This window comes from Ornithinimicrobium kibberense, assembly GCF_006519705.1.
GTDB lineage: Bacteria > Actinomycetota > Actinomycetes > Actinomycetales > Dermatophilaceae > Ornithinicoccus > Ornithinicoccus kibberensis.
On sequence record NZ_VFXM01000024.1, the window covers coordinates 1 to 10,430 of the forward strand.

8 protein-coding genes are annotated in these 10,430 nt (G+C 74.7%); 5 read left to right on the forward strand and 3 right to left on the reverse strand.

All coding sequences use genetic code 11. From position 1 onward, the window contains the following. Positions 1–541 precede the first annotated feature (541 nt). Positions 542–1,456, reverse strand: coding sequence for an aminotransferase class IV (locus FJR00_RS15320; RefSeq protein ID WP_238330540.1), 915 nt, complete (start codon positions 1,454–1,456; stop codon positions 542–544). Positions 1,457–1,500: 44 nt separating this feature from the next. Between FJR00_RS15320 and pta the strand changes: the two genes are divergently transcribed. Both pta and FJR00_RS15330 read left to right on the forward strand, forming a co-directional pair. Then, positions 1,501–3,621, forward strand: coding sequence for a phosphate acetyltransferase (gene pta, locus FJR00_RS15325; RefSeq protein ID WP_141339567.1), 2,121 nt, complete (start codon positions 1,501–1,503; stop codon positions 3,619–3,621). A gap of 1 nt (position 3,622) precedes the next feature. After that, complete coding sequence (locus FJR00_RS15330) at positions 3,623–4,843, forward strand: acetate/propionate family kinase (protein ID WP_141339569.1); 1,221 nt, start codon at positions 3,623–3,625, stop codon at positions 4,841–4,843. A gap of 24 nt (positions 4,844–4,867) precedes the next feature. Here FJR00_RS15330 and galK read toward each other — a convergent pair whose 3' ends face one another. Both galK and FJR00_RS15340 read right to left on the reverse strand, forming a co-directional pair. Further along, on the reverse strand, positions 4,868–6,106 hold the full coding sequence (galK, locus tag FJR00_RS15335) for a galactokinase (protein WP_238330541.1): 1,239 nt from the start codon (positions 6,104–6,106) through the stop codon (positions 4,868–4,870). Continuing rightward, positions 6,103–8,262, reverse strand: a complete 2,160-nt coding sequence (locus FJR00_RS15340) for an alpha-galactosidase (RefSeq protein ID WP_202876702.1) — start codon at positions 8,260–8,262, stop codon at positions 6,103–6,105. The genes galK and FJR00_RS15340 overlap by 4 nt, the downstream gene beginning before the upstream one ends. A gap of 234 nt (positions 8,263–8,496) precedes the next feature. On the opposite strand from FJR00_RS15340, the gene FJR00_RS15345 reads away from it, so the two are divergent. The 3 genes from FJR00_RS15345 to FJR00_RS15355 are packed head-to-tail and all read left to right on the forward strand — an operon-like array spanning position 8,497 to position 10,291. Beyond that, positions 8,497–9,126 (forward strand): hypothetical protein, encoded by a 630-nt coding sequence (locus FJR00_RS15345; protein WP_238330542.1) that lies wholly within the window; start codon positions 8,497–8,499, stop codon positions 9,124–9,126. Next, positions 9,063–9,515 carry a DUF418 domain-containing protein gene (locus tag FJR00_RS15350; RefSeq protein ID WP_141339573.1) on the forward strand — a complete coding sequence of 151 codons (453 nt, stop codon included), beginning with the start codon at positions 9,063–9,065 and terminating at the stop codon, positions 9,513–9,515. The genes FJR00_RS15345 and FJR00_RS15350 overlap by 64 nt, the downstream gene beginning before the upstream one ends. Continuing rightward, a complete protein-coding gene (locus tag FJR00_RS15355; protein WP_141339575.1) occupies positions 9,512–10,291 on the forward strand; it encodes a gamma-glutamyltransferase in 780 nt (259 codons plus the stop codon). The genes FJR00_RS15350 and FJR00_RS15355 overlap by 4 nt, the downstream gene beginning before the upstream one ends. The last annotated feature ends 139 nt before the right edge of the window (positions 10,292–10,430 follow it).

The following is a 10,430-nucleotide window of genomic DNA, read 5'->3' on the forward strand; positions in this document are numbered from 1 at the left end:
GCCATCGCCTCCACGGTCGCAGCCCCCAGACCGAGGTCGGACAGGACACGACCCACGGCCCCGACCGGATCCCGCAACGTCAGCCCTTGGTCGTGCTCGACCGCAGGCTCCGCCCAGGCCCCAGGGCCGGCCAGCTCCTGCCACTCCAACGACTCCCCCACCGCGCACGCCTCCCCGTCGTAGGGCTCCAGGTCCTCCCANCGGACTGGCCACCACCACCGGCCACCCAGGACACCTCTCGACCACCGACACTGCGACTCATCGAACCCCTCCTCCCCCGGCGTCGATACCCTCGCCGCTGACCCCATCTTAGGACACCTGTTCGAACCCTGCAAGAGTTGTGCACAGCTCGCGTACGCCTGCAGGGTGTGCCTGCCTACCGGTTCGGGCACCAGCAGACCGCAGTCGTGGGGCGTGTGTCGGGGGTGCTGAACAGGGGGACTCAGGAGCTCCGTCGGACCCGCCTGCGTCCGGGACCGACCCGCCGGGCTCGGGGGCCCGCCGGGCTCGGGGGCCCGCCGGGCTCAGGGGCCGTCGAGGCTCAGGGGTCGACGTCTGCGGCCGCCCGGCGGGCGAACACCTCCTGGGCCAGACGGGTGGTCGGACCGGCCTCCTCCCCCAGCGATCGCGGCATGACGACGGGCGCCGCGAGCTCAAGCCCGGTCGCCGTCGTGGCGGGGCCGGTCACCTCGATCCGGGTGACCGCGCAGACGTCCCGCACCGAGGAGGTGATCCACACCTCGTCGGCCTCGTCGAGCACGGCCATCGGCAGGTGCCCCTCGACCACCTCCACCCCTTCGTCGCGCAGCCACTCGATCGTGAGGTCCCTCGTGACGCCCGCCAGCGGTCCGGCGGTCAGCGCCGGCGTCATCACCACGTCGCCGAGCACGACGAAGACGTTGGACCCGGTCCCCTCGCACAGCTCGCCGGCCGTGTTCGGCAGCAGGGCCTCGGCGGCGCCTGCCCGCTTGGCCGCCGCGAGCGCGACCACGTTGTCGGCGTAGGAGGTCGTCTTCAGCCCGGTCAGCGCACCCTTCTCGTTGCGCGCCCAGGGAACGACGGCCACCGCGGTCGTGCGCGGCGGGGGCTCCTGCTCCTGGGCGGTGACGAGGTATGTCGTGCCCTCCGTCCCGCGGTCGCTGCCCAGGGGGCCGGGTCCGGCGGTGACGGTCCACCGGAGCCGTCCGAAGGGCATCGGCGCCATGGCCAGGACGGCCTCGATGCCCTCCTGCACCCGGTCCCGGTCCAACGGCGCCAGCCCGAGCCCCGCCAAGGACCGGTCCATCCGGTCGTGGTGCCGGGACAGGGCGAAGACCTGCCCGTCGACGACCTTGGCGGTCTCGAAGACCCCGTCCCCCACGGTGATCCCGTGGTCCAGCGGCGTCAGGGCCGGTTCGTCCGGCCGGACCAGGTGACCGTCGACCCATACCCGCACCTGCGGCATACCAGCTCCCATGGGGGTCACTCTCGCACGGAGGCGACGGGGCTAGGCTCTGGACCGTGGTCAACGCGCTCTACCTGTCCTCGGCCGAGACGCAGTCCGGCAAGTCCGCCCTGGCCGTCGGTCTGCTGGCCGAGCTGTGCGCCCGCGGGGGGCGGGTGGGGGTGTTCCGCCCCGTGGTCCTCGACACCGCCCACGACCCGCTGCTCGAGCTGCTGCACCCGATGTCGACCTCCCCCGCCGACCCGTCCGCGGCGGTGGGCGTGACCTACGACGACGTCCACCGCGGGCAGGAGGCCGCCGTGGGCACCGCGGTCGAGCGCTTCCACGCCTACGCCGCCGAGCACGACACCGTGCTCGTCGTCGGCTCGGACTTCACCGGCGTGCCGGCCCCCACGGAGTTCTCCGTCAACGCCACGATCGCCGCCCACCTGGGCGCGGCCATGGTCCTGGTCGTGCCCTGCCGCGACCGGTCGGTGGACGAGAGCGTCACCGCCGCCCAGGTGATCTACTCCGAGGCGCGCAGCCGGCACGCCGACGTCGCCGCGGTGATCGCCAACCGGGTCCCGTCCGAGCAGGGCGAGGCGGTCCGGGCGGGCATCGTCGAGCGGCTCCGCTCGGAGGTGACGCCCACCGGCAAGCGACGGGCCAACGTCGGCGCGGGGGTGCCGGTCTTCACCGTGCCGGGCGACCCGTTGCTGAGCGCCCCGACGATGCGCGACCTCATGGGCGCCGTCGACGGCCGCCTGCTGCTCGGCGAGGAGACGCTGCTGGACCGCGAGGTCACCGGCATGGTCGTGGCCGGGATGACGATGCCGCACGTGCTGGACCGGCTGCACGAGGGCTGCGCCCTCATCTGCCCCGGCGACCGGGAGGAGGTGCTGCTGGCCACGCTGCTGGCCCACCGCGCCTCCACCTTCCCGTCCATGTCGGGCATCCTCCTCAACGGTGGCTTCCTGCCCAGCGAGCAGGTCCACCGCCTGGTCGAGGGCGTCGGCGTCGAGCTCCCGGTCGTCACCTGCACCACCGGGACGATGACCACGGCCACCGCCATCTCCCGCGTGCACGCCCGCATCGGCCCCGGCTCGACCCGCAAGATCGAGCGCGCCCGCACCCTGGTCCACGAGCACGTCGACATGGACGTGCTGCTGCCCGTCGGCGGGCACCACCCGGTGGGCTCGGCCGGTCCCCGGGTGATCACCCCGCTGATGTTCGAGCACGAGCTGACCGCCCGGGCCCGCGCTGCCGACGCCCACATCGTCCTGCCGGAGGGCATGGAGGACCGGATCCTGCGGGCCGCGGACACCCTCCTGGCACGGCGGGTCGCCCGGCTGACGCTGCTCGGCGACGAGGACGAGGTGCGGGCCCGTGCGGCCACCCTCGGCCTGCACCTCGACGAGGCCGCGGTCGTGGACCCCCAGACCAGCGACCTGCGGCAGGGCTTCGCCGAGGAGTACGCCCGCCTGCGGGCCCACAAGGGCGTCACCCTGGAGCACGCCTGGGACGTCGTGGCCGACCCCGCCTACTTCGGCACGATGATGGTGCACGGCGGCCGGTCCGACGGCATGGTGTCCGGCTCGATCACGACCACCGCCCACACGATCCGGCCCGCGCTGGAGGTCATCCGCACCGCGCCCGGGGTCTCGGTCGTCTCCAGCGTCTTCTTCATGCTGCTGGCCGACCGGGTGCTCGTCTACGGCGACTGCGCCATCAACCCCGACCCCACCGCCGAGCAGCTGGCCGACATCGCGGTCTCCTCGGCGCGCACGGCCGCCAAGTTCGGGGTCGACCCCCGGCTGGCGATGCTGTCCTACTCCACCGGCGGCTCGGGGTCCGGCGCGGACGTCGAGAAGGTCCGCGCGGCAACGGCACTGGTCCGGGAGCAGGCCCCGGAGCTGCTGGTCGAGGGCCCGCTCCAGTACGACGCGGCCGTCGACCCGACCGTCGCGGCGACCAAGATGAAGGACTCCCCCGTCGCCGGCCGGGCCACGGTGCTGATCTTCCCGGACCTCAACACCGGCAACAACACCTACAAGGCCGTCCAGCGAAGCGCCGGCGCCATCGCCATCGGCCCGGTCCTGCAGGGGCTCAACGCCCCCGTCAACGATCTGTCCCGCGGGGCGACCGTGCGCGACATCATCAACACGGTGGCGATCACCGGCATCCAGGCGAGGGGCTGACATGGCAACGACCGGCGAACTCTCCCCCGGCACCCGGCGCGTGCTCGTCGTCAACGCGGGCTCGTCCTCCCTGAAGTACCAGCTCGTCGACCCCGACACCGGCGCCTCCGACGCCACCGGGCTCGTCGAGCGGATCGGGCTGCCTGCCGGGCGGGTGCGGCACACCTGCGCCTCGGGCACGCACACGCACGAGACCACCGTCCCCGACCACGTCCGCGCCATGGAGCTGCTGCGTGCCGCCTTCGCCGAGCACGGGCCCGACCTGGCCGAGGTCGAGCTCGTCGCGGTCGGCCACCGGGTGGTCCACGGCGGTGCGGACTTCAGCGAGCCCACCGTGGTGACCCCCGCCGTGCTCGACGCCGTGCGCCGGCTGATCCCGCTGGCCCCGCTGCACAACCCGGGCAACCTGCAGGGCATCGAGGTCGCCCGGCAGGTGTTCCCGGACGTGCCGCAGGTGGCGGTCTTCGACACCGCGTTCCACCAGTCCATGCCGCCGGAGGCCTCCACCTACGCCGTGCCGCGGTCCTGGCGCGAGCAGTACCGCGTCCGCCGCTACGGCTTCCACGGCACCTCGCACGCCTACGTCTCCCGGCGGGTGGCCGACCTCGTCGGGCGCCCGGTGGAGGAGCTGGCCACCATCGTGCTGCACCTGGGCAACGGGGCCAGCGCCACCGCGGTGGACGGCGGGCGCAGCGTGGACACCTCGATGGGCCTCACCCCGCTCGAGGGCCTGGTCATGGGCACCCGCCCCGGCGACGTCGACCCGGGTCTGCCCCGCCACCTGGCCGAGGTGGCCGGGCTGGCGGTCGAGGACTACGACCGGGCGCTGTCCAAGGAGAGCGGCCTGCTGGGTCTGACCGGGTCGGCCGACATGCGCGACGTGGGGCGCCGGATGGAGGAGGGCGACCCCGACGCGCGGCTCGCCTTCGACGTGGTCGTGCACCGGCTGGTGCACTACGTGGGGGCGTATGCCGCGGTGCTGGGACGGCTGGACGTGATCGCCTTCACCGCCGGCATCGGGGAGCACAGCCCGCTCGTGCGCGCCGCCGTCGTGGAGCGGCTCGCCGGGTTCGGCCTGCGGCTGGACGAGGCGGCCAACGAGGCGGCCCACACCGAGGCGCTGATCAGCACCCCGGAGAGCTCGGTGGCCGTGTGGGTGGTCCCGACGAACGAGGAGTACGAGATCGCCCGCCAGGCCGCTGAGCTGGTCGCGCCGGCCTGAGCCGCCGGCCCGGCGGCAGGGGCCTCAGCGGACCCGGTGGGCGGGCGGCCCGGGCACGGCGTGCAGGAAGGCCGGGGCGTCCAGCCCCTCCCGGGCGAACGCCTGCGCCACCGACTCCGCGACCTGCTCCACCTCGGTCCTGGCCACGAGCACGACCGCCGACCCGCCGAAGCCGCCTCCGGTCATCCGGGCCCCAGGGGCTCCGGCCCCGAGCGCGGCCTCGACTGTCAGGTCCAGCTCCGGGCAGGAGACCTCGTAGTCGTCCCGCAGGGAGGCGTGCGAGGCGGTCATGAGGGAGCCCACCCGGGCCACGTCCTGCTCGCGCAGCGCGGCCACCAGGTCCAGCACCCGCTCGTTCTCGGTCAGCACGTGCCGGACCCGGGGCAGGGCGTCGGGTATGCCGTGCAGCACCCGGGCGGGCCCGGCAGGCCGCTCCCAGTCCCGGTCGAGCACCTCCGGGTCGAGCTCCCGCAGGGACCCGACCCCCAGCGCCGCGGCCGCCTCCTCGCAGGTGCGGCGTCGCCGTTCGTACTGGCCGTCGCCCAGGGCGTGGTGGACCCGGGTGTCCACCACGAGGAGCTCGTGGTCGGGCAGTGTCCAGGCCACCGGCACGACGCTGCGGTCGCGCGCGTCGAGCAGCAGCAGGTGCTCGTCGACCGCCCGCAGCGAGACGGTCTGGTCCATCCCGCCGGTCGCGGCGCCGGCCACCTCGTTCTCGGCCCGCACGCACACGCCCACCAGCTCCGCCTCGGACAGCCCGTCGAGCTGCGGCACCAGGTCGCGCAGCGCCAGCCCGGCCGAGCAGGACAGAGCGGCCGAGGAGGACAGGCCCGCCCCGAGGGGGACGTGCCCGTCGACGAGGACGTCCATGCCGACCTCGGCCGCCCCGGCGCGCTCCGCCAGCACGGACGCCACCCCGGCGACGTAGGCCGCCCACCCGTCGGGACTCCCCTGCCGGACCGTGGTGACGGGACCCTCCCAGCCGTGCGGGGCCTGCAGCGAGGCCACCCGCAGGAGCCCGTCGTCCCGACGTCGGACGGCGGCGTAGGTCCGGTGCGGCAGTGCCAGCGGCAGGGCGTAGCCGCCGTTGTAGTCGGTGTGCTCCCCGACGAGGTTGACCCGGCCGGGGGCCGCCCAGACCCCGTCGGGCAGGTCGCCGAACCGGTCGAGGAACTGCGTGGACAGGGAGTCGGCGACGTCCGTGTCCACCGCGGGCTCGAGCCAGGTCAGGGGCCCGGCCCCACGCGCGCCCCGCGTGCTCACCGGGCCTCCCCGACGTGCACGAGATGGGTGTGCTCGGGGTGCAGCGGGAGCATCGGCAGACCGACCTCGGCCAGGACCCGTCCGGGCAGGACCACCCCGGTGCGGGCCCACGGGACCATCGGCCGTCGCTCCAGGACGCCGTCCCCGCCGGGGTCCGGCACCGTCACCCGGTAGCGGCGCTCCGGGTCCAGGCCGGGCAGCCGCACCCGGCCCGGGCCGGAGACCGGGCGCCGGACCGACACCACCCCGTAGAGCGCCTCCGAGCGGTCCTGGGCGACGACCCCGTGCACCCAGGTGTCCTCGTCGTGGTGGTCGCCGTTGACGACCGTCCCGCCGTGGAGCAGGTCGCGGTGCTCGCGGTGGAAGGCGACCCAGCGCCCCAGCACGTCGAGCTCCTCCTCGGAGGCGGTGGTGAGGTCCCACTCGATCCCCATGTGGCCCCAGATCGCGGTCTGGGCGCGGAAGGACAGGTCGTGCCGCCGGCCGGTCGTGTGCGACCGGGGCGAGCCGACGTGGGTGCCGACCCAGCCGGGGGGCAGCAGGGCGAAGGTCCACCGTTGGATCTGCTGCCGCTCCAGCGGGTCGATGCAGTCCGAGGCCCACACCCGCACGCACCGGTCCAGCACGCCCAGGTCGATGCGCCCGCCGCCGCCGGCGCAGGATTCGATCTCCAGGCCCGGCCGGACGGCGCGTAGCTCGTCCATCAGGCGGTAGGCCGCCAACGTGTGCGCCCGCACCCCCGGCTCTCCCCCCGGCGTGTGCCCCGCGTCGTTGAGGTAGCGGTTGTGGTCCCACTTCAGGTAGGCGATGTCGTAGGTCCGCAGCAGGTGCACGATCTGGTCGCGCACGTGCGCGTAGGCGCCCGGGTGACCCAGGTCGAGGACCTGCTGCTGCCGGGAGTCCAACCCCCGGCGCCCGCCGGCGCTGAACAACCACTCGGGGTGCGCCCGGGCCAGGTCGGAGTCGAGGCTGACCATCTCCGGCTCCACCCACAGCCCGAACTCCATGCCGAGCCCGTGCACGTGGTCGACGAGAGGCCCCAGGCCCTGGGGCCACACGTCCGGCGAGACGACCCAGTCGCCCAGGCTCGTGGTGTCGTCGCGGCGGCCGCCGAACCATCCGTCGTCGAGGACGAACCGTTCGGCGCCGACCCGGGCCCCCAGGTCGGCCAGCGCGGTCAGCCGCTCCAGCGACTGCTCGAAGTAGACCGCCTCCCAGGTGTTGAGCGTCACCGGCCGCGGCCGGGAGGGGGCGTGCGGTCGGGAGCGCAGCCAGGCGTGGAAGCGGCCGGCGACCTCGTCGAGGCCGATGCCGTGCGCGGCATACGTCCAGGGGGTGGTCATCGACTCCCCCGCGTCCAGGCGCACCTCCCCGTGCTCCAGCGCCTCCCCTGTCCCCAGGACCCGGGCGCCGTTGGACAGCCGCTCGGCGTAGGCCTGCTGGTTGCCGCTCCAACCCAGGTGCACGGCCCACACCTGGCCGTGCCGGAAGCCGAAGCCCGGCTCGCCGGCGCAGAGCAGGTGGACCGCGTCCAGCCCCGTACGCCCGGTGCGCACCTCCCGGGAGTGCACGCCGGCCGAGAACGGCTGACGCTGGGGGATGCGCTCGTAGGTGTGCCGGCCGGTGAAGTCGAGCAGCTCGGTGGCCCGCTCGGGCACCGGCAGGGCGGTCCGCACGGCGCCGACGTCGTAGGTCTCCTCCCCCGTGTTCGTCAGGGTCGAGCGGGAACGCAGGAGCCCTCCCGGGTGCAGCTCGACCTCCAGCACCAGGGAGAGGTATGCGGCCGGGTCGGCCGCGTGCACCACGACCCGCTGGGTCCCCTCGGGCGCGGTCGCGCTCTCCGGGGACCGGGTCGTGCGGAAGGCGGGCGACCAGTCCCGGCCGGACCGGGAGCCCTCCACGCCGGGCCGGCCGATCCAGGCGCGCCCGTGCTCGGGCAGGAGGGCGACGCTGTCCGCCACGTCGAAGGGACTGTCCCCCAGCGCCTCCCGCCCGGCGAGGGTGAGCGCGACGAGGTCGTCCTGGTCCAGCTCGCCCAGGTCGACGCCCCAGTGGCGCACAACCGGGAGGAGGTCGTCGACGAGCTCCAGCACCAGGGAGGTGCCGGCGGCTCGCAGGTGCAGGTGGCGGGGGGGACCGGACTCGGCGGGACTCACGGCACCACCTCACCGGAGAGGGCCGCGCCGTGTCCAGCCGGGCCGGACCCCGCGCCTGCTCGGTACAGTGGAAGCCACCGGATCACCGGGCCGACGGCGTGGGCCCACGAACGAGGGAGCTGCCCTGGCATCCCCGTCACGAGGGGGTCGGCCTCGGCCGCGCGGACGCGGCCGCGGCTGCTGGGGCTCGACGCGGCCCGGGGGCTGGCGATCATCGGGATGATCGTGGTCAACGTGGGACCCACCAACGCCGACACCGTGCTCGAGCGGCTCTACCTGGTCCCCTACGGCCGGGCGTCGGTGCTGTTCGTGGTGGTCGCCGGGCTGGGGATGGGCCTCTTCCTGCAGGGACGCACCGGCACGGCGATGTGGCGGGCCCTGACGTGGCGGGTGCTGCTCCTGCTGGTCCTGGGACTGCTGCTGCAGACCCTCACCGACCGGGTGAACGTCATCCTGGCCACCTACGCCCTGCTGTTCCTGGTCGCGCCCCTCGTGGGGGGCCTGCGCACCCGGGCCCTGGCCGCCCTGACCGCCGTCCTCCTCGTCGCCGGCCCCGCACTGATCGTCGCCACCGGCCTGCTCATCCCCGGCGTGGCGTCCATGGAGGAGGGGGTGAGCCTGACCTCGCCGCCGCTGGCGGGGCTGTCCTCCTTCCTCCTCACCGGCCCCTACCCGCTGGCCAGCTGGACGGTGCCCTTCCTCGTGGGCATGCTGCTCGCCCGGGCCGACCTGCGGGACGTCCGGGTCCTGCGTCGGCTGGCGGTGTGGGGGGGGCCGCGGCCGCGGTGCTGGGGTGCCTCGTGGCCGACTACGCCTACGCGGCCGTCGGCCCGCGGGCCGACGACGGCTGGCTGCGGCTGCTGACCGGCGTCGCCCACGGCCAGATGCCGCTGTGGCTGGTCAGTGCCAGCGGCGGCGGGGTCATGGTCGTGGCGGTGTGCCTCTGGCTCTGCCGGCGTCCGGGCCGTCCCCTGCGGTGGCTGGGGGTCCTCCGCACCTACGCGTTGAGCATCTACGTCGCGCACGTGCTGGTCCTGGCGGTGCTGCCGCCGCCCGAGGGACTGCTCTCCTTCCCCGTCGGTGCAGCGGTCAGCACGGCCATGATCGTCACGTTCTACCTGTTCGCGCTCGCCTGGGGGCGCACGGGTCTGCCCGGGCCCCTCGAGTGGGTGCTGCGGCACCCGTGGATGCGCCCCGCCCCCGCGCGGGCCCGGTCGGCCGGGGGCACCGCGGGGAAAGGCCGGCACGCATGACGGCCGTGCCGCGGTCCCCCCGGCAGTTGGCGTCGGTCTCCCTCGCCCTCGTCCTCCTCGCCGGGTGCATGGGCCCGGGACCGGACGCCCCGACGGGGAGCACCACCCCGCCCCCGGCCACCGACGACGTCGTGGCCAGCACCGCGCCCTCCTCCGTCCCCCCGGACGACGACGCGGCGACGACCACGTCGGCCCCTGCGGCCGGCGACGGGGTCGAGGACGAAGAGCCCGGGACGGCCGCCGACGACACCCGGTTGGCCGTCCACGGGGTCTCGGCCGGACACCCCCTGGCCGCGGAGGCCGGCGTCGAGATGCTGGAGCAGGGCGGGACCGCCGTCGACGCCGCCATCGCGGCGGCCTTCGCGGACGCGGTGGTGCAGCCGGTCACCTCGGGCCTGGGCGGCGGCGGCGCCGCCCTCGTCGCCGTGGACGGGGAGGTGACCAGCTTCGACTACCGCGAGGTGGTCAACGAGACCGGGGTCATCCCCCCGGGCGGTGCCGGCATACCCGGCTTCGTCGCCGGCATGGAGCGGCTCCACACCGAGCACGGGCAGCTGCCGTGGGAGGAGCTGCTCCGGCCGGGGATCGAGCTGGCCGAGGACGGGGTCCCGGTGTCCGGCTTCCTCGCCATGACGCTGGCGATCCCCGGCGTGGACGGCATCACCGCGGACCTGCCCCACTTCCGCGGGGCCGACGGGGCACCCCTCGACGTACGTGGTGCCGATGGACGAGGCCCGGATCCGCTTCCGGTTCGTCGACGACCCGCCCTGACCTGACCCTCGGGAGCGCGCCCCCACGCATTCCCCACGCGCGGGCAAGAAGAAAGCCCCTGACCGGCGTTTTCGCTGGTCAGGGGCTTCTACTGCTGGTGGGCGATACTGGGTTTGAATCCGATTCCAACGAATCTCTGCGTAC